The organism is Rhizobium sp. 01T437, from assembly GCF_056398505.1.
Map to the genome: position 1 here is coordinate 61,643 of NZ_JBFTPM010000020.1, position 19,779 is coordinate 81,421.

15 protein-coding genes are annotated in these 19,779 nt (G+C 59.9%); 5 read left to right on the top strand and 10 right to left on the bottom strand.

Annotation, left to right across the window (positions count from 1 at the left end; all coding sequences use genetic code 11):
- Positions 1-54: 54 nt before the first annotated feature.
- Both AC1DM5_RS29305 and AC1DM5_RS29310 read right to left on the bottom strand, forming a co-directional pair.
- Positions 55-1,386 (bottom strand): extracellular solute-binding protein, encoded by a 1,332-nt coding sequence (locus AC1DM5_RS29305; RefSeq protein WP_477821187.1) that lies wholly within the window; start codon positions 1,384-1,386, stop codon positions 55-57.
- Between the two features lie 237 nt (positions 1,387-1,623).
- The gene (locus AC1DM5_RS29310; protein ID WP_477976341.1) at positions 1,624-2,805 is read right to left on the bottom strand and encodes a PfkB family carbohydrate kinase; all 1,182 of its coding nucleotides are present in this window, start codon (positions 2,803-2,805) and stop codon (positions 1,624-1,626) included.
- Positions 2,806-3,016: 211 nt separating this feature from the next.
- Here AC1DM5_RS29310 and AC1DM5_RS29315 point away from each other — a divergent pair, with 211 nt between their 5' ends.
- Positions 3,017-3,898, top strand: a complete 882-nt coding sequence (locus AC1DM5_RS29315; RefSeq protein WP_477821189.1) for an endonuclease/exonuclease/phosphatase family protein — start codon at positions 3,017-3,019, stop codon at positions 3,896-3,898.
- Between the two features lie 98 nt (positions 3,899-3,996).
- Here AC1DM5_RS29315 and AC1DM5_RS29320 read toward each other — a convergent pair whose 3' ends face one another.
- Positions 3,997-5,142, bottom strand: coding sequence for a M24 family metallopeptidase (locus AC1DM5_RS29320; protein WP_477976343.1), 1,146 nt, complete (start codon positions 5,140-5,142; stop codon positions 3,997-3,999).
- Between the two features lie 96 nt (positions 5,143-5,238).
- On the opposite strand from AC1DM5_RS29320, the gene AC1DM5_RS29325 reads away from it, so the two are divergent.
- A complete protein-coding gene (locus AC1DM5_RS29325; RefSeq protein ID WP_477821191.1) occupies positions 5,239-6,537 on the top strand; it encodes an alpha/beta fold hydrolase in 1,299 nt (432 codons plus the stop codon).
- A gap of 44 nt (positions 6,538-6,581) precedes the next feature.
- On the opposite strand, the gene AC1DM5_RS29330 is transcribed toward AC1DM5_RS29325, so the two are convergent.
- From AC1DM5_RS29330 to AC1DM5_RS29350, 5 genes are all read right to left on the bottom strand, one after another.
- Positions 6,582-7,679, bottom strand: a complete 1,098-nt coding sequence (locus AC1DM5_RS29330) for an ABC transporter ATP-binding protein (RefSeq protein ID WP_477821192.1) — start codon at positions 7,677-7,679, stop codon at positions 6,582-6,584.
- Between the two features lie 10 nt (positions 7,680-7,689).
- Positions 7,690-9,621 (bottom strand): glycoside hydrolase family 127 protein, encoded by a 1,932-nt coding sequence (locus AC1DM5_RS29335; RefSeq protein ID WP_477976347.1) that lies wholly within the window; start codon positions 9,619-9,621, stop codon positions 7,690-7,692.
- Between the two features lie 29 nt (positions 9,622-9,650).
- Positions 9,651-10,520, bottom strand: coding sequence for a carbohydrate ABC transporter permease (locus AC1DM5_RS29340; protein WP_477821194.1), 870 nt, complete (start codon positions 10,518-10,520; stop codon positions 9,651-9,653).
- Positions 10,520-11,446: a carbohydrate ABC transporter permease gene (locus tag AC1DM5_RS29345; RefSeq protein WP_477821195.1), complete on the bottom strand. Its 927-nt coding sequence runs from the start codon at positions 11,444-11,446 to the stop codon at positions 10,520-10,522. The genes AC1DM5_RS29340 and AC1DM5_RS29345 overlap by 1 nt, the downstream gene beginning before the upstream one ends.
- 74 nt (positions 11,447-11,520) lie before the next feature.
- Positions 11,521-12,765 carry an ABC transporter substrate-binding protein gene (locus tag AC1DM5_RS29350; protein WP_477976349.1) on the bottom strand — a complete coding sequence of 415 codons (1,245 nt, stop codon included), beginning with the start codon at positions 12,763-12,765 and terminating at the stop codon, positions 11,521-11,523.
- A gap of 168 nt (positions 12,766-12,933) precedes the next feature.
- Between AC1DM5_RS29350 and AC1DM5_RS29355 the strand changes: the two genes are divergently transcribed.
- Positions 12,934-13,959 (top strand): LacI family DNA-binding transcriptional regulator, encoded by a 1,026-nt coding sequence (locus AC1DM5_RS29355; protein ID WP_477821197.1) that lies wholly within the window; start codon positions 12,934-12,936, stop codon positions 13,957-13,959.
- 19 nt (positions 13,960-13,978) lie between these two features.
- Here AC1DM5_RS29355 and AC1DM5_RS29360 read toward each other — a convergent pair whose 3' ends face one another.
- Entirely contained in the window at positions 13,979-15,169 is a 1,191-nt protein-coding gene (locus AC1DM5_RS29360; RefSeq protein WP_477976351.1) for an MFS transporter, read from the bottom strand.
- Positions 15,170-15,428: 259 nt separating this feature from the next.
- Here AC1DM5_RS29360 and AC1DM5_RS29365 point away from each other — a divergent pair, with 259 nt between their 5' ends.
- Positions 15,429-15,842: a cupin domain-containing protein gene (locus tag AC1DM5_RS29365; RefSeq protein ID WP_113320356.1), complete on the top strand. Its 414-nt coding sequence runs from the start codon at positions 15,429-15,431 to the stop codon at positions 15,840-15,842.
- Positions 15,843-15,944: 102 nt separating this feature from the next.
- Here the strand turns inward: AC1DM5_RS29365 and AC1DM5_RS29370 are convergent, their stop codons facing one another.
- Entirely contained in the window at positions 15,945-17,084 is a 1,140-nt protein-coding gene (locus tag AC1DM5_RS29370; RefSeq protein WP_477821199.1) for a helix-turn-helix transcriptional regulator, read from the bottom strand.
- A gap of 436 nt (positions 17,085-17,520) precedes the next feature.
- Between AC1DM5_RS29370 and AC1DM5_RS29375 the strand changes: the two genes are divergently transcribed.
- Positions 17,521-19,749 carry a methyl-accepting chemotaxis protein gene (locus tag AC1DM5_RS29375; protein ID WP_477821200.1) on the top strand — a complete coding sequence of 743 codons (2,229 nt, stop codon included), beginning with the start codon at positions 17,521-17,523 and terminating at the stop codon, positions 19,747-19,749.
- Positions 19,750-19,779 lie beyond the last annotated feature (30 nt).

The window sequence follows — 19,779 nt, forward strand, 5'->3', positions numbered from 1 at the left end:
CCGGGTCGCGAGACGATCCGGGCCGGCGTGATCGGGAACCGGCAGCTCTGTCCATCAGGGCAGCTGGGCGCCCGGATAGGTGTCTGCAAAGCGCTTGAGCAGCTGGTTGCCGCGATCGGTCGCGGTGTCGAGCGCCTGCTGCATCGTCACCTGGTTGTTGAGAGCCTTCTGGATCTCTTCGGTAATGATGTTGCGGATTTCGACATAGTTGCCGAGGCGAACGCCCTTGGAGAGCAGCGTCGGAGTTGCGCGGGTCAGGCTCTTGACGGCGAGATCGCGATTGATCTTGCCCTTCTGCTGGTAATAGCCGGACGCGACGAGATCGTTGTAGGCAGACTTGGTGACCGGGATATAGCCGGTGCCGTCGGACCAGAGCTTCTGCTGGTCCGGCTGGGCGATGAACTGGTAGAAGGCTGCGACGGCCTTGTACTCTTCCGGCGAGAAGCCCTTCATCGTCCAGAGTGCTGCGCCGCCGACGAGGCTGTTGATCGGCGTGACGTCCTTGTTGTGCGGCAGCTGGGCGACGGTCCAGTGGGTGCCCTTCGGGGCGGCCAGCTCATCGGTTGCGGTAAAGCCGGCGATCGAATCGAAGAAGATCGCGCACTGGCCGTTGACGAACATGTCGCGGCGGGTGTCGACGTTCGGATCGTATTTGGCGAGACCCTGGTCGAACCAGCGCTTCTGGCGTTCCATATGCTTGACGAACAGCGTCTTGTTGATTTCGAGCTGGGCGTCGAGGCCGTCATAACCGTTATTCTCGGTGGCAACCGGAATATTGTGGATCGCCGAGAACTGCTCCATGTCGGACCAGAGGTCGATCGTCCAGGCGACCGGGCACTTCGAGCCGGCCTTGTCGCGCAGCGCGACGAGCAGGTTGTCGAGGTCTTCCCAGGTCTCGGGGAAGTTGTCGTAGCCGGCGGCCTTCAGCTGATCGATATTGTAATAGACCATGGCGGTCGAGGAGTTGAACGGGAAGGCCCAGAGCTTGCCGTCGCGGCCGGCATAGTAATTGCCGATGACGGGGAAATAGTCGTCCCAGTTGACCTTGATGCCGGTCTCTTCGACCAGCTGATAGGCCGGAACGACGGCACCCGACAGCATCATCGTGCCTGTGCCACGATCGACGACCTGTAGGATATGCGGCTGGTTGCCAGCACGAACGGCGGCCATCGCCTTCTGGAAGATCTCGTCGTAGCTGCCCTCGCGGGTGCAGTTGATGTGGTATTGGTCCTGGCTCTGGTTGAAGCGGTCGCACTGGGCGAGAACTTCCTTCTGCAGACGGCCCGACAGGCCGAACCACATGTTGATTTCGGTCTTGGCGCTGGCAGGCACGGCACCGGAAAGCACCGCAAGAGTGGTGGCCGCGATAAGAGCAGTCTTGAACATCCCTATCTCCAAAATTCGTTTCATGCGGGAGCTGAAAAAGCAGTGGCCCCGCGACAACGGGCGATTTCCTATCGTGGAAACGTTTCATCTGCATGACGACCATGTGTAGGATTGGTGACGTTTCAGTATCTGCCCCGCATCGCCTGCCCAACGAAAAGCGCGAACGCCGACCATCCTTCCTCTCTGGCGATAGGGAGGAAAGAGACGGAGGGGATCAGGAGAAGATGGAGAGGGGAATTAGAGGCCGGCGGATTCCGCCAGCGCCAAAAGGCCTTGCCCGACCAGTTCCGCTGTGATTTCGACGGCATTCACCCCAACCGCACCGATGGAATAGGAGGCGCCGACCGCAGCCCAGCGCGCCGCGAGTTCCGCATCGCGGCTATTGAGGTAGACGGCCAGGAATACGCCGACGAAAATATCGCCGGCACCCGTCACGTCGACGGGCTCTACCGCAAGCGCCGGCACGATGACGGGCGCAAGGCCTGGCTGGATAAGCGCGGAACCGACGGCGCCCATAGTCAGCATGAGGCTCGCGCCGCCGCCATCGACACGCCGCGCCAAGGCACGAACGAGCTCGGCGTCCTCGGCATGTTCGCCGATGAGCTGTCGCGCTGCCGGACGGCTCATGAAGATGAAATCGCAGGCACGTCTGAGCGCGTCGAAGGCCGCTGGCGTCTGCCAATGTGCGGGTAGCCCGGTCGTATCGATCGTCACGAGTTCGGGCCGCATCGCACCGGTCAGGCTCAGTTCATCAAGCAATCCCACCCTGAAGCCTTCCAGATGCAGGCAGTGGCGCCCGCCCCTGGCAACGGCTTCGGTCATGTAATCGCGAATACGCGGCACAGGCAGCGATAGCGGCTCGTTGAGGATGGTGCGCCGGCCTCCCTTTTCCACAATAATGACACTGCGCGACAAGCGCCCGTCGGTAACACGCTCGACTGTCTCGACATTGAGGCCGCATTCCAGCAATTGCGCCAGCGCCCAATCGCTTTCAGGGTCGTCGCCGAGCGAGGAAATCAGGCTGACCGCGACCGGAAAATCACCGCCCAGGCGGCTCGCGGCGATCGCCACATTGGTGGCCGGGCCGCCGACCGAGCGGTGAATGAGCCGGGCGGAAACACGGCTGCCTGCCGGCGGCATCTCGTCTGTGAGGATGGAATGATCGATGCTGACGTAGCCGATCGTCGTCAGCCGTGGCGCATCGGGAGGAAGCGTAATGCCACGGCGGGCCTGCTCGGTCTGTCCGACTAGGGAGCGCGCGACGGAGCTTGGCCTGTACCCCAGTCTTTGGATCGCATCGAAGACCGCGAGACGGTTCTGCTCTGTCACGGCCGGATTGCCATTGACGACACGGCTCACCGTGCCGACGGAAACCCGCGCAAGCCGGGCGACGTCCTTGATGGTGGCGCGGGCTTTCATGGCCTGGAGAACCCTTCGCGGGTTTCGTGGCGCAGTTCAGCAGACGCGATTTCAATGGGGGAGGTGGAAATCGTGGTCAGGTAGGACTGAAGGTTCATGCAATCATCACACAAGCGTGTCGGAAATTTCATATTCGCGGATTAGCCCTCGCATGACTGCACAATGAAACGTTTTCTTGGTGTAGCGCAACTCAAATTTTATGCGAGGCTCCATGCTGATCACTACCTATAATATTCAGTACACCCGTGGACGGGATGATCGCTACGATCTGGAACGTATCGTCGATACCGTCAAGGACAGCGATATCATCGCCCTGCAGGAGGTAGAGAATTACTGGGACCGTTCGGGCAATATCAGCCAGTCGGACGAAATTGCGCGCCTTCTGCCGGATCATTTCCATGTCTGGGGTCCGACGGTCGATGTGCTCAAGGTCTCTGACGCCAACGGCAAGCGCCCCACTGACTACAAGCGCCGCCAGTTCGGGAACATGATCCTTTCACGCTATCCGATCCTATCGACGCGCAATCATATGTATCCGAAATTTACGGCACCCGGCCCGCACACCATCCAACGCGGTGCGATCGAGGCGCTGATTGAAACATCGGCCGGCCCTGTCCGCTTCTATTCGACCCATCTCGATCATCTGGCTAGTCGCTACAGGATGGATCAGTTGCAGGAGCTGGTTGGTGTCTCCAACCGCGCCTTCTATGACGGCCCGGCAATCGGCGGCCGCGAGATCGTCGCCTCCTGGCGCGAAGAGCCGGCTCTGCCTGATATGCCGCGTGAAGCAATCCTGCTCGGCGATTTCAATTTCGAACCAAGTTCGCCGGAATATGAATGGATGTGCGGTCCCGTCAACCGCTGGCACGGCAGGCTGCCGGACGCCGCCGGGTTCGTCGACGCCTTCGTTGCTGCCGGTGGCGCTGAAGATCAGGGTCACACGCTTTATCGTGATTTCGAGGCCAAGAGCGGCATCCGCATCGACTATTGCTTCGTGCCGACATGGTTCTCGAGCCGGATCCGCAAGGTCTGGGTGGACGAACAGGCCGACGGATCGGATCATCAGCCGCTGCGCATCGACATCGATCTATAGTCTCCACGGGGCCGATATCAACGGCACATAAATGCCTGACGCCGCCGTTGGGGAAAGCGGCGTCAGGTCATCTTGTTGGCTCATTTGCGAAACGAAATTTAGACCGCGTAGGGATTTTCTGCGGGCGTCGAGAACCAGTGCGGGCCGCCTTCGGTCATGTAGATATGGTCTTCGAGGCGAACGCCGAATGCGCCGGGGAAGACGACCATCGGCTCGTTCGAGAAGCACATGCCCGGTACCAGCGGTGTTTTATTGCCGCGGACGATATAGGGCGCCTCGTGGATTTCGAGGCCGAGGCCATGGCCGGCGCGATGCGGCAGGCCAGGCAGGCGGTAGTCCGGGCCGAGCCCATGCCGCGCAAACACGTTGCGGGCTGCGGCATCGAGGCTTTCGCAGGGCGTGCCGAGTTTTGCCGCATCGAAAACGGCCTGCTGGCCCTCACGCTCGATTGCCCATGCGCGTAAGAATTCGCGATTGCCCTCGTCAAGCATATAGGTGCGTGTCAGATCGGAATGATAACCATCGATCCGGCAGCCCGTATCGACGAGGATGACGTCACCTGCCTGCAGGATCTGTTCGCCATCCGCCCCGTGCGGCAGTGCTGTCGCCTCACCAAAGGAGACGATGCAGAAGGTCGAGCCGCCATCGGCGCCGGCAGCGCGATGCTGCTGGTCGATGAAGCGTGTAACGTCCGAGGCGGCTATGCCGGGCGCGAGCGTGTCGCGGACCTTGCGATGAATATCGAGCGTGATACCCATCGCATACCGGACGAGGGCGATTTCCGCCGGCGATTTGATGGCGCGTAGCGCGCGGATGACAGGCCCTGCATCGACAAGGCGGGTCGCCCCCATCTCTCCGGTAAAGGCGTGATAGAAGGCAAGCGGCAATGCATCGTCGAGCGCGAGCGTGCCGGACGAGCCGACGAGCCGCGATACCAATGCGGCAGGGCTTTCCTCTTCTTCCCAGATGGCAATCTCGCCGGGCAGATGCGGCAGCGTCTCGACGCGGCTGCGCTCAAAACCGGGGACGATGTAAGTGAGCTTATCGTCAGTCACAACCGCGCCGAGCAGCCGCTCGCTCAGATGCCAGACGAGGCCGGTAAAATAGCGTAAACTCTCGGTTGGGCCGAGCAGCGTGGCGGCGATGCCGTGCGCCTGCATGCGCTCGCGCAAGCGCGACAGGCGGCTGCGCCGTTCTTCATCAGTGATGGCTGCGACGGGATGGGACCAGACCGGGAGAGACACGCTATATATCCGTTATCTTTGTCAAAATTGAATGCTTGATTCCAGCATAGGGCAATTGTAGGCAGTGTGTCGACAAACATTCCACAGGATTTGATCATGCTTGTCAGCGAATATACGATCCCCGGCGTTCATGTCTGCGACCATCTCGTCGACGTGCCGCTCGACTGGAAAAAGCCTGATGGCTCTTCGATCAAAGTCTTCGCGCGCGAGGTCTGCGATCCCGCACGCAAGCAGGAAAAGCTGCCTGTCCTTCTCTTCCTGCAGGGTGGCCCCGGCGGCAAGTCGCCACGGCCGGTTGGCGGCGGTCCGTCCTGGCTTGGCGAGGCACTCAAGAATTACCGCGTCGTGCTGCTCGATCAGCGCGGCACGGGCAGAAGCACGCGCATCGAGAGCGCCACCATGACTGCCTTTACAGACGGGAAGGCCGGAGCCGATTATCTCAGCCATTTCCGGGCAGACAGCATCATTGCCGATTGCGAGCATCTCCGGAAGACCGTGTTCGGTGGCGTGCGCTGGGAGACGCTTGGTCAGAGCTATGGCGGCTTCCTGACGCTGACTTATCTGTCGCAGGCGCCGGAGGGGCTGGCTGCCTGCTATGTCACGGGCGGGCTGGCCGGGCTCTCGGCAACTGCAGATGACGTCTATCGTCGCACCTATCCGCGCGTCGCTGCCAAGAACCGGGAATACTACAAGCGCTATCCCGCCGATCGCGACCGCATCGCCCGGATCGCCGAGCGCATTGTCGCCGGCGATGTGCGCCTGCCTGATGGGGACCGCTTGACAGTGCGCAGGCTGCAGACCATCGGCATCGATTTCGGTATGGCGCCGGGTTACGAAAACGTGCACTGGCTGGTGGACGAGGCCTTTTCCGATCCGGAGGAAACGCAATTCTCCGATGCTTTCCTCGCCTCCGTCATGTCGCTGACTTCCTATGACGGAAACCCGATGTTCGCCGTGCTGCAGGAAAGCATCTACGGGCAGGGCAACGGTGCGACCGGCTGGGCGGCGGAGCGTATCCGGTTGGAATTCGCCGAATTCGGCGAAGAGAGCCGGCCGCTCTATCTGACCGGCGAGATGATGTATCCGTGGATGTTCGAGGAAATCCGCTCGTTGCGGCCCTTCCGCGATGCGGTGGAGGCGTTGGCGCGTCACGACGGCTTCGAACCGCTCTACGATCCAGTCCAGCTGGCATCAAGCGAGATCCCGGTTGCCGCAGCGGTCTATTTCGATGACATGTATGTGGATGCCGAGTTGTCACTCGCGACTGCCCGTGATGTCGGCAATATCAAGACCTGGGTGACGAACGAATTCGAACACGACGGTGTGCGCCAGTCAGCCGCTGTCTTCACGCATCTGCGGCAGATGGTGCGCGATCGCGGCGGCCCCCTCGGTTAATACGAGGGGTTTCCACCTTTGCTATGTCCGCGCGTACGCCGACGTCAGGCCGAAAGCGACTTGCCGCCGACGGGATCGAAGAGATGCATGCGATTCATGTTAAAGGAGAGCGGCATTTTCGTGCGTGGGCGTGGATCGCTCTCAGGATCGACATTGGCGCACATGCTGACCGAGCCGATGTCGAAATAGATCATCGTTTCCGGCCCCAGCGGCTCTACCAGATCGACATTTGCCTCGATGGTTTCAAAGCCGGGTTTCGGCGTCAGGCTTGATATCGATTCCGGCCGGATTCCGAAGATGACCGGCTTGCCGGCATGCGCCTGATATTCCTGAAACCGGGTCGCGGGAACGGCGAGCCGGCTGCCATCTTCGAGGATGACGACCAGCCCATCTCCCTCGGCCTCAAGCATCGCAATGAGGAAATTCATCGACGGCGAGCCGATAAAGCCGGCCACGAACTGGCTGACAGGATGATGGTAGAGTTCCTGCGGCGGCCCGGCCTGTTCGATGATGCCGCCATTCATGACGACGACGCGATCAGCCATAGTCATCGCCTCGACCTGGTCGTGGGTGACATAGACTGTCGTGGTTGGCAGCAATTGGTGCAGGCGCTTGATCTCGGTGCGCATCTGCACGCGCAGCTTGGCATCGAGATTGGAAAGCGGCTCGTCGAACAGGAAGACTTTTGGATTGCGCACGATGGCGCGACCCATGGCAACACGCTGACGCTGGCCGCCCGAGAGCTGGCCGGGGCGCCGCGACAGGAGTTCGGTAATATGCAGCGTCTCGGCTGCCCGACTGATACGCTCGTCGATCTCCGCCTTCGGCAGCTTCTGTTGCTCAAGGCAGAAGGAGATGTTTTCCCTGACATTCATATGCGGATAAAGCGCGTAGTTCTGGAACACCATGGCAATGTCGCGCTTGCCGGGGCCGAGCCGATTGACGACCTGATCGCCGATGACGATATCGCCGCCGGTGATGTGCTCCAGTCCGGCAATCATGCGCAGCGTCGTCGATTTGCCGCAACCGGACGGGCCGACAAAGACGACGAATTCGTTGTCCTCGATATTGAGGTTAATGCCGCGCACGGCTTCGTAAATGCCGTAGGATTTGACCACGTTGCGCAGTTCAAGGCGTGCCATTGTGATCTCCCTACTTTTCGTGCAGCCAGACGGCCATTGCGCCCGGCTCTCGGTTTGCCCAGAGGTGGTAGGGGATCGCCCTGAACCGCCGCGGCTTCAGCGTCGGCGGCTCGGTGCGATAGAGCGAATCCTGCCAGTCGGATGCATCGGCTTCCAGCGCATCGCCTTCGAGAACCGTGGCGCCGCCGAGAAGCGTTTCGTCGAAGCTGGCCGCGATCTCGCCTTGCGAGGGCAGTCTCAGCCGCTGCGGCTCCGTGCCGAGATCGGCCTCCTCGACACAGAAAATGACCGGCCCGCGGCGCAACGCAAAGCGGCCATTGTCCTCCGTTGCCGCCGGATGGGCATAGAGGCGATCGACCGGCATGTCGAATGCGAGACGAGCCTCGTCGCCATCCTTCCATTCACGTTCGATGGCCGCATAACCCTTGATGATATCCAGCCTGACTGCCTCGCCATTGACGAAGACTTTAGCATCGCGGCACCAGCCGGGAATGCGCAGGCGCAGCGTGAAACGCTTCGGCTGATCGAGGCCGAGCGAAATCCCGATATCGCCATTCCAGGGATATTCGGTCTTCTGCTTCAGACGCAGTAAGGCATTGCCGACCGTGAGCTCCGCAGCATTTTCGCCGTAGAGGTGGACAGCAACCTCATCGGCCTTGCTCGAATAGAAATATTGACCGAGCGAAGTGATGAAACGGGCGATATTGGTCGGGCAGCAGGGGCAGTAGTGCCATTTCCAGCGGCGGTTCTGACCGTGGCTTTCGAGCACGTTCTCATAGAAATAATGTTCGCCGTCGCGGGAGATGCCTGACAGCGCGCCATTGTAGAGCACGGTTTCGAGCTTGTCGGTGAACTTGCTGTCGAGCTCGATCTGCGCCATGCGGTGGCTGAAGAAGCCGAGCGCCACGGCAGCACAGGTCTCGGCATAGGCTGTCTCGTTCGGCAGGTCGTATTCCCTGGTGAAGCCTTCATTCGATGCCGAGGGGCCAAGGCCGCCAGTGACATAGAGCTGGCGTCCGACCAGATTGTCGAACAGCCGGTCGCAGGCGCTCTTCAGGCCCTCGTCATCATTCTCGAAGGCGAGATCGGCCATCGCCGAGAACAGATACATGGCACGCACTGCGTGACCCACGACCTGCGTCTGTTCGCGCACCGGCATGTGTGCCTGGCTATAGGCATAGGTCTGGAAGACATAGCTGGTCGGGTCCTCGCCGCGCTTGCGAGCCTCTTCATCATAGTAGGAGGGCATCTGGCCGCGTTCGTCGACGAAATAGGTGGCGAGATCAAGGTGGCGGGGATCCTTGGTGACGCGGTAGAGCTTGACCAGCGCCAGCTCGATTTCCTCATGCGCGTCGTAGCCGCGCAGCTTGCCCGGCTCGCGGCCGAATGTGTCGATGATGTGATCGACGGCTCGGATCATCACATCGAGGAAACGGCGCTTGCCGGTCGCTTCGAAATAGGCGACCGCACCTTCCAGCAGATGACCCATCGAATACATTTCATGAAGGTCGCGCAGATTGGTCCAGCGCTTCTCGGGCTCGCGACGGATGAACCAGCTGTTGAGATAACCGTCGGCCATCTGGCCATGCTCGAGCTTCTCAACGATCGCGTCGATCTTCGCCTCGATATCAGGGTTCGGATTGTTCTTCAGCGTGTAGCTTGCCGCCTCGATCCATTTGCCGAAATCGGAATCGAAGAAATGCTGCATCGACAGGCCGCTCGGCTGGATCGGCCGCGCCAGCGGGCCGGCCGGCTTGTCGAAATCGAGCACTTCGAGGAAGTCTTCTTCATCCAGCCGCATATGTTGCGTCGGAATGGTCACGTGGCGGACGGTTTCAGTCCAGCTCTTCCAGAAGCCGCCATTGAAGGCAACGCGGGTATGGTCGGCCGGCACGTAGCGGTCGATCGGGGTTCGTGACGGGGATTTCTGGGCGTTGGGCATGGGAACTCCTTGAGCGGACGGGCCGCTTCTCATTTCACGGCGCCGGCCGTCAGGCCGCGCACATAATAGCGTTGCAGAAGAAGGAAGAGGATGATGCAGGGGATCATGGTGACCACGATGCCGGCCTGCAGAGCGCCCCAGTCGATGATGCCGTAAAGGCCCGAGGAGACGTTCACGAGCATGATCGGCAGCGTGAACTTGTTCTGGTCCGACAGGAAGATGAGGGCGGCCAGGAACTCATTCCACGAATTGAGGAAGGCAAACATTGCCACCGTCGCCACGCCGGGCAGTGCAATCGGCAGCATGATGCGGCGCAGGATCGTCGCCTGCGAGGCCCCGTCAATGCGCGCCGCCTCGATCAGTGCCTTCGGCACGGCATCGAAAGCGTTGCGCATCATGAAGACGGAGAAGGGCAACTGGAAGGTGACGTAAATAAGCACCAGGCCAGCCAGGCTGTTTTGCAATCCAAGCAGCTTCAGGATCAGGAACAGCGGCGTCAGGATCGACTGGAAGGGGATCATCATCGTCGCCATGATCAGCACGAAGAGGATCGACTGGCCTGGAAACCTGAACTTGGAGAAGCCGTAGCCGGCCGGCACGGAGACGATGACGGTCAACAGAACCGTGCCGACCGCGATCATTACCGAATTGGCTGCGTAGACATACCAGCCGGCGCCGACATTCTCGAGCCGCCGGTAATTCTCCAGCGAGAAGGTCTTGGAGAACAGCGCTGCGGGATTGGCAAGCGCTTCGGCGGCTGGCTTGAAGGAATTCGCCAGCGACCAGACGATCGGCATGATGAAGAAGATCGCAAACAGGATCGATACGAGCAGAAAGAGCAGATATCCCGTCTGGCCGCCGCGCGGATTGCTGCCCGTGTTGGATGGGGTCGGGGTCATTAGCTTTCCTCCGGGCGCTCGCGCAGCAGCACGAATTGAATGGCGCTGATGGCGACCAGCACGATCAGCAGCGCGAAAGAGAGCGCCGAGCCGTAACCCAGCCGATAAGACGAGAAAGACGCCAGGTAGATGGAGAACACCGCCGAGATCGTGCTGTTTTCCGGGCCGCCCTGGGTGATGATGAAGAATTGATCGAAGGCCAGCATCGAAGACGTGACGTTGAGAACCAGCGCCAGTACCAGCGAGTTGCGCATCAGCGGCAGGGTGATGCGACGGAAGCGGCTGAAGACGCTGGCGCCGTCGATCTTTGCCGCCTCGATAACGTCATTGGAAATGCCCTGCAGCCCAGTGAGCAGGATGACCATGGTGAAACCTGCGGTTTTCCAGACGACCATCAGGATGATCACGGCCATCGCCGGCCAGAAGCTTTCGAGCGGGCGCGGTGCCGAGCTGATGAGACCGATGCCACGCAGGACCTGTGCGAAGACGCCGCTATCAGGATTGAGCAGCCACATCCAGAGTGTGGAGGCGGCACCGAAGCCGATCACGACAGGCATGAAGAAAATGGTACGGAAGAAGCCGGCCGAGCGCAGCGGGCGATCGACGAGCAGCGCCAGCGGAAAGGCCACCGCAAAGATCGCGGCCGTTACCAGCACGGTGTAGAGCATCGTGAAGCCGAGGGAATGCCAGAGCTGCATGTCGCCGAGCAGCTCGCCGTAGTTGGCAAGACCGATGAATTTCTTCCGGCCAAGCAGCGGCCAGTTGTAGAAGCTCATCCATATCGTCATGGCGAGCGGAACGAGAAACAGCACCAGGATGAACAGGAAGCCGGGCAGGATGAAGGCCAGTCCCAGCCAGCCCTTCGGCTCCGGCTCCCCGGAGATCGGCTGTTTTATGTGCGTTGTCGGCGTGTCGACCACTGTCATTCCTCGAAGATTTCAAAACCGCGTGTCGGCAATCCGGAATGTGCGGGGCGGATACCGCCCCGCCTCAGATGCTGTTACGGATTGGTGCGGTCGAGGATCTTGGTGAAGTCGTCCTGCGCCTTCTTGATCGAACCATCGACATCGTCACCAAAGATCGTGCCCTGGATAAGGTTGAGGAACGGGCCGGTGCGGCTGACGAACAACTCATCCGAAGAGAAGGTGTAGGGCGTGCGCGCCTTTGCCAGGATGTCGTAGGCGATCAGGTTGCGCGGATCGAACTTGGCATAGGCTTCCTTGGCAAGGTCGGTGCGCGACGGCATGCCGGATTCCTGGGTGATGTAGACCTGCTGTTCCGGCTCCATGTAGAATTTCACGAAGTCGAGCGCGACCTTCTTCTTTTCCGCGCTGATACCCTTGATGAGGGCCAGCGTGTCACCGCCTGCAAAGCTCGATGCGCCGCCCTTCGGGCCGGGGATCGGGGCGACGGCAAACTTCACATCAGGATACTTGCTGGTCAGCAGGTTGACGATGTAGGAGCCGGTCATGAGGATGCCGACCTTGCCCGAGGCGAAGGCTTCAACGGCGTTGTTGCCGTTGCCCGAACGCGAGGTCGGGTGGATGGCGCCTTCCTTCCACATGTCGCGATAGGCGGCGATAGTGTCGCGCAGCGCCGGTGTATCGACGGTAGCGGTGCGGCCGTCATCGGAGAGCACGTCGGCATTGGCGGCCCAGAGATGCGGCAGGAAATCGTAGATCAGCCAGCTGCCGGAATTGGCGACGAAGTAGAAGCCATAGGTTTCCTTGTCGAGCGCATGAATTTTCTTGGCGTCGGCAGCGATTTCTTCAAGCGAAGCAGGCGCCTTGTCCGGATCGAGGCCGGCTTTCTTGAAGAGGTCGGTGTYGTAGGCGATGATCGAGGCGTCCGGCAGCGCCGGCACGCCGTAGACCTTGCCGTCATAGGTGGCGAGGCGAATGTGCGACGGGCTGAGCGCCGCCGAATAGGGCAGGCCCTTGACGAAATCGCTGATGTCTTCAAGGCTGTCGTTGGACGCAAAGGTCGGCAGATAGATCAGGTCGAGGACGGCGCCATCAGGGGCAGCGTCGCCGGCGATTGCAGCGCCGAGCTTCGGCACCATCTGCTCGGCGGTGATCTGGGTCACGTTAACCTTGTCGGAATGCGAAGCATTGTATTTTTCGGCCAGGCCCTGGAGCACGGCACCCGAAGATGTGCGCACCCATAGCGTGATTTCTTCGGCGCTGGCGAGAGAAGAGCTCGCCAGGAGCGCAACGGCGGCAATCGTGGTTTTCAAATGTAACATGTGGGTTCCCCTTCTCTTATTTGAGGCTCCTCTGCCTCGAGACAAAGACGACGTTAGATGAGAAAATTTTTTATGTCGACAGGCTGTATGCATTAAAAGGCAATGTTTTTGTTAAAACCTTTTAGCAGCTAAATTTTTTCTGCTAAAAGGTTTTAACAAGCTAGCTGAATGGGTGCGAATTTGAAGGAATCTGGTGGCAACCGACATACGATCCGTGACGTTGCGAAGGCTGCGGGGGTCAGTATTTCAACGGCGTCGAACGCGCTGAATGGCACTGGGCGAACCAATGCCGAGACCCGTGAAAAGGTGCGACGGATCGCCGAGGAGATCGGATTTCGACCGAATGCGCTCGCGCGTGGGTTGTTGACCAAGCGCAGCCATGCGATCGGCATGCTGACCAACGATACATACGGGCGTCTGACGCTACCGATGGCGAGCGGCGTATCGGAAGTGCTGGTGGATCATGGCGTCTCCCTTTTCCTTTGCGCCACCAACAATGATCCAAGGCTGGCAAGACTGCATCTCGAAGCGCTGCGTGACCGGCAGGTCGACGGCATCATCTTCACCGCGACGCGCATTGATCTGGAACCACCGCCGGAACTGACCCAGTTAGGCATTCCAGTCGTCTATGTCTTCGCGCAGGGACCCGCGGACAGCGTCAGCTTTCATCCCGATGACGCTCAAGGTGCGCGGCTTGCGGTTGAACATCTCCAGAGCCTCGGCCGCTCCCGCATCCTGCATATTACCGGCGAGCAGAACTATCGCGCCGCCTGTATTCGCGCCGAGGCCTATCGGGAGCTCGTTGGACAGACGGCCGAGGTCATGTTCGGTGACTGGTCGGAAGAATGGGGGCATGCGGCGATCGAGACGGTCTTCTCGCGATCCGGGGCCAAACCGGATGCGATCTTCTGTGGCAGCGACGAGATCGCCCGCGGCGTCATCGATGCGCTGCGCGACAGAAACGTCTCCATCCCCGGCGACGTTGCGGTCGTCGGGTTCGACAATTGGGAAGTCGTCTCACGGCAGACACGCCCGCCGCTCACGACCGTTGACATGGAACTCAAGGAACTCGGTCACCGCGCCGGGCTTGCGATCCTCGGTCTCTCGAAAGGGGAACCGGTCCAACCTGGCGTCGAGAGATTGCCCTGTACGCTCGTCGTTCGCCGGTCTGCCGGCCAGGGCGATCAAGCCTGAGGCCGGCACGGCTGATCATCTATCCGCATGCGGCCTGACTGGCTTCGTCCTCGGTATCCTCCTTGTTGTCAACGGCGCGCGGCTTCAACGCCTTCGTCAAACAAAGGGCTGCGACGATGATCGGCAGGCAGACAAGGTAGGAAACTCTGATGCCGGCATGTTCGGCGACAAAGCCAAGAAGGGGCGGGGCCAGGAAGAATACGACGAAGGACATCTGCCCGAGAGCCGCGACATTGAGATGGGCTGGGCGATCAGTTCGTTGTGCCGCGGCAGACACGGTGAGCGGATAAACCGCGCTGCAGCCGCCGCCCATCAGCGCAAAACCGAACAGCGCGACATAGGGGTGTGGCGCAAGCCAGACGGCGCAGAGCCCGACCACCGCAAGAACCAGCAGAAACGTGGCGACGGCGCGCGCGCCAAATCGGTCGACTTGCGGATCGACGAACAGTCGGGCGACCGCCATGAAAAAGGTGAACAGCGTCAGGCCAAGGCCGCCGACAAAGGGTTCGACCGCGAAGGTGTCACGCATATAGATCGCCGACCAGTCGATACCTGCGCCTTCCACCAGAAAGGCGGCAATGCCGATCACGCAAAGTGGCATCAGCCCCCATGTCGGCAGCGCCATACTTGGGCCTTCCACATGCTCAACTCCGGCACGGGCCGGCGCATTCTCTATGCCCGAGATGACGACAATGCCGACGATCAAAACGAAAGTGAATGTTAGCGCAAGATGCAGATGCATTGGCACGCCCACCTGACGAACGGCAGAGCCGAAGAGTGCGGTCAGGAAGAATCCAAGGCTCCAGAAGCCATGTGCCCTGTTCATCACGCCGCGGCCGAGTTGGGCTTCGATGCGATCGATCTCGACATTGAGATTGATCTCCAGGGCGCCGGCCAGCAAGCCCTCACAGAAGAGGATGAAGAAAACCAGCCAGGCGGCATTAGCCCAGGGAATGGTTGCCAGTAGCGCGGACGTGCCGAGTACCGTCAGGAACGCCGTCTTGCGCGCGCCGAAGCGCGCAATGAGAGGTGACGCGAATGTCAGGGAAATCAGCGCACCGATCGCTGCGCCGATCAACGTGAGGCCGAGTTCGGACTTGTTGACGCCCAGGGCGTCCTGTAGGTCGGGCAGGCGCGAAAGCAGTGCTCCCATCGAAACGGCGAAGAGAAAGAAGCAGACATAGATCCGGTGTTGCGGCTGGATATGCATTCGATCGCTCCGGGATGATCGGTTCGGGAGTTTGGTCTCAATCGCAGCGACGGCGAAAAAAGACAATTTCGAGTGGCATTTCCGAGATATATCTTGTTGACGGCAACCGCAACAACAACCTTAACTAGTTGTTGACAGACTTGCCGACTGTGTCATGACGGCYGCAGGGCAGCGCGTTAAACCATCGTATATCTGACCTTTCCTCGTGCGTGGACTTAGCCTGCCCAGGTCGTAGCGAGCCCCAGAGGAGAAAGATACGATGCTCAAGTCCATGACCACTGCCGCGCTGGCGCTGTCCCTTGCCGCAGCCCCGGCTTTCGCGGCCCAGAAGGCCCACAATGCCAAGATCACGGTGGTCTTCGACCATGAATTGCCAAACGTCCCGGGCAAAAGTATGCGCGGCGTTCTCGTTGAATACGGGCCGGGCGGGTATAATCCCGCCCATACCCACGCGAAGAGCGCTTTCATCTACGCGACGGTCATCGAAGGTGAAATCAAAAGCAAGGTAAACGACGGCAAGGAAAAGGTCTTCAAAACCGGTGAGAACTGGATCGAAGTCCCCGGCGATCATCACTTGGTAAGTGCGAATGCCAGCAAGACGAAGCCGGCAAAAATTCTGGCCGTATTCGTCGTCGATACCAAGGAAACGGAGTTGACGACGCCCGATCCCTGATCGAGAAGTCGATGCGTTGAGCGGGAAGGGGATGTCCCTTCATCACCTTCCCGTATTTTCGCTTACAACGCCCCTCTTTGTCACCCTGCGATGGAAACGGGATTAGTGCCGGCCGGGCCGCGCGGGAACGGACGCCATCAGTCGCGCAAATGCCGCTTGAGATCGCACACCCGTTTTGGACAGGAGCCTTGCTGTATGCGTTTTGACGGTGTTGGGAGATAGGGCAAGCATCCTGGCGGTCTCTGGAACCGAAAATCCGCAGCCGACAAGCACAGCTACCTTCGTTTCCGCGGCGGTTAGGCCAAAGATGCTGCGAAGCTGTTCTGCCTGCCCGGTGGCGCGGCTTTCCGCATCGACGATCTGAAGAAGTACGCGGGCGCCGGAATCTGCCGAATCCCAGGCGACGAAGGAATTTGGCGGCAAGGGAGTGACCTGCGCGAGGTAGGGCGGGAGGCCCGACGGTCGGAAAATCTGGACAGCGCCCTGCAATTGCGTGGCGGTTCCGCTTGCGATTTCGATGGCTTGCCGTATCGCATGAGCCAGAACCTTGGAGCTGCTGGAAATGCTTGGAAGCGCCGAGCGCTCATGTCTGTTGATGGAAAGGCCGTCGCCCCGTCTCAGGATGTCTTCGGCGGCGGAATTCAGCAGGACGATTTCGCCCTGGCCATCGAGCAGCATGGCCGCATCGGGCAGGGCCTCGAGCAGCCGCTGCAGAAGGCTGGCTTCCCGTCTTATGCTTCCGACATGAAGGGAAAGCTCTATCGAGCGGGAAAGATGCGGCGTCAATTGCAGGAGCTTCCGGGCCGCCTGGGCGTTTTCGGTGTCCTGGGCCTTGGAGAGAAAAAGCGCCACCCCGCCGATACCGCCGCGTTCGTGCAGGCTGGCGTGAGGAACGAAGAGCTGATTGTAGATATTTTGAGGTGCGCAGATGTCGGCATAGTATGCGGTGCGCCGAACGGCGGTATCATCGATGAGCTCATTGCCGATCGCCACCTGATCCGGCTGAACTTTCTCGAACGCCTTTGCATAGGGATTGCCGGCGTAATGCTGCAAATAAAGGTCATTCAGATCTTCGCGCATCCGGCCGGGGATCAGAAAGCTGCTTTTTCCATCAGGGGCCTGATAGACAATATTGCCGGCTGTTGCTCCGACATAGTCGACAACCGTGCATAATGTGCTGGACCACAACTGTATGTTTACAGAAGCCCGATAGATGGCATCGACAATATCCGCATGCTCCATTTGACTGTCTTTCGATTGGTAAAGTCATATGAGCGGCCGAAGCCGAATATTAGTCTGGCCAAATCTTTTAGAGGAGAGACTGATACTTGAGCATCACCCGATTGGGTGACGATAGAAAACTCAGTGGCTTATCAAGGAATAAGGCCGAAAATCTCAAACCATCTGGTCGGTTCCTGCCATGAGACGCCGATAGGTCTGGCATGGAAGGCGATACGGCATGTCACGTTGTTGATGCTCGTCCATCCCTCAGGTGTGGAGTTTCGAACTCGCCCAAGCGATGGAAATAGACACAATCTATGCGGGATAAAGCACCGCTTGCTAGCGCTGTCGGCGATATGTGCCTGCGGATTATGCCCATAATGTTGACCATTCAAAATTAAGTAAAAAACAAGTTTTCCTCTCAAGAATTAGGGTATTCGACGCATGAGAGGACGATATGAGCGAAGAACAGATTAAGCGGCCGATTTGGATCCGCATCACAGCCTACGGGTTCGCTGCCGTTTTGTTTGCAAGCGCAGCAATCGGTGGCCTTGCCTGGCATCGCCAGAGCGCGATGAGCGATCAATCGCTTCAGAAGGAGCTCTCGGCGGACCTGCACGTCATCCAGACCGACATGGATGCGCAGAAACGCGCTGCTGCCGGGCTTGCAGTAACCCTTGCCGGTGAGCCTGAAACGGCTGATCTGATCGCCAAGAATGATCGGGCATCCATTCTTGCAAAATACACGGCCAGCCTGCCGGCGATCAAAGCGCAAGGCCTTCAGCTCATCACCTTCAGCAATGGCGATGGCCTCGCAGTCGCACGTATCCATACGCCTGACACCTTCGGCGATGACCTCAAGGGACGTCGCAAGATGATCGTTGCGGCGCTGACGCAGGGCAAACTGAATGCGGGCATCGAACCCGGGCGGACCGCCGTCAGCATGTTTGCCTCAGCCCCCGTTATCAAGGACGGCAAGACCGTCGGCGTCGTCGATGTCGGCACCTCGCTCACGAATGACTATTTTGCGCCGCTTGCAAAATCCGTCGATGCCGAAGTTGCGGTCCACATCCTGCAGGACGGGAAATTTGTGCCGCAGGCCTCGACCTTCGGAGACAAGACGATCCTCACCCAGGAACAGTTGCAGGCGGGTTTCAACGGCGACCGCGTCCGTGTCCATGCCGTTCTCGGCAACAAGGACTATGAAGTCACCGCCATTCCCTTCGAAGATTTCTCCGGCCGCAAGATCGGTGTCTTCGAAATCGGCTCCGATGTTACGGAAGTCGTCGAAGCATCGCAGCAGGCACTCTGGATGGCTGGGATCGGCACAGTCGTTGTCTCACTTATTTCACTGCTCGGTTTCCTCGTCTTCGCGCGTTCGATTGCGTCGGTCATGAAGAAGATGACAGGCACGATGGCGCGCCTGGCCGCAGGCGATATCAATGTCGAGGTCGAAGGTCAGGCTCGACCTGACGAAATCGGCGCGATGGCCCGTGCCGTTCAGGTCTTCAAGCAGAATGCGATCGAGCGGGTTCGCCTCGAACAGGAGGCAGAAGCCAATCGCAGCTTGAGCGAAAGAGAGCAGATCGAGCGCGAGAAGGAAAAGGCGAAGGACGCTGCCGATGTGCAGTTTGCCGTCGACAATCTCGCTGCCGGCCTGTCAAAGCTCGCCGAGGGCGATGTGTCCTACCGTATCGCGCAGCCCTTCGTGGCAAGGCTCGATGGCGTCCGCAGCGATTTCAATGACTCCGCCGAAAAGCTGCAATCCGCGTTGAACCGGGTCTCGCAAAATGCCCGCGGCATCGACTCGGGAGCAAACGAGATCAAGTCGGCTGCCGACGACCTTGCGAAGCGCACCGAGCAGCAGGCGGCGGCTCTCGAAGAGACGGCTGCGGCTCTCGAAGAAATCACCACGACCGTCAAGGGTTCCAGCAAGCGCGCCCAGGATGTCGGCCAGCTCGTGGCGCGTGCCAAAACCGGTGCCGAACATTCTGGCGAGGTGGTCCGCAAGGCCGTGCTCGCCATGGAGCAGATCTCCAAGTCTTCCGGTGAGATCGGCAATATCATCGGCGTGATCGACGACATCGCCTTCCAGACCAACCTGCTGGCGCTCAATGCCGGTGTTGAAGCGGCCCGTGCCGGCGAGGCCGGCAAGGGCTTTGCCGTCGTCGCGCAGGAAGTGCGCGAACTGGCGCAGCGCTCCGCAACGGCGGCCAGAGAGATCAAGGATCTGATCACGGCCTCGAATGCGCAGGTGCATGCAGGTGTGCAGCTGGTCGACGATACCGGCAAGGCGCTTCAGGCGATCGTTTCGGAGGTTCAGGAAATCAACCGACATATCGCTGCGATCGTCGAAGCATCGCAGGAGCAGTCATTGGGCCTCGACCAGATCAACACGGCCGTCAATCAGATGGACCAGGATACGCAGAAGAATGCTGCCATGGTCGAAGAGTCGACCGCTGCAAGCTACAATCTTGCGAAGGAGGTTGCGTCGCTCAACCAGCTTCTGGCTCAGTTCAAACTGAACGAAGCGGGCTATGCTTCGCATTCGGCGCCTGTTCGAAGCGCCGGGCGAAACGATGCACCGGCGCAGTCCCCCGCCCGGGCGCTCGGCCGCAAGATTGCCTCCGCATTTTCAGGAAACGCCGCACTGGATACGAAGGGCGGCAACTGGGAAGAGTTCTGAGGTTCGATCGGCCAAGCAAGACAAGGTGCG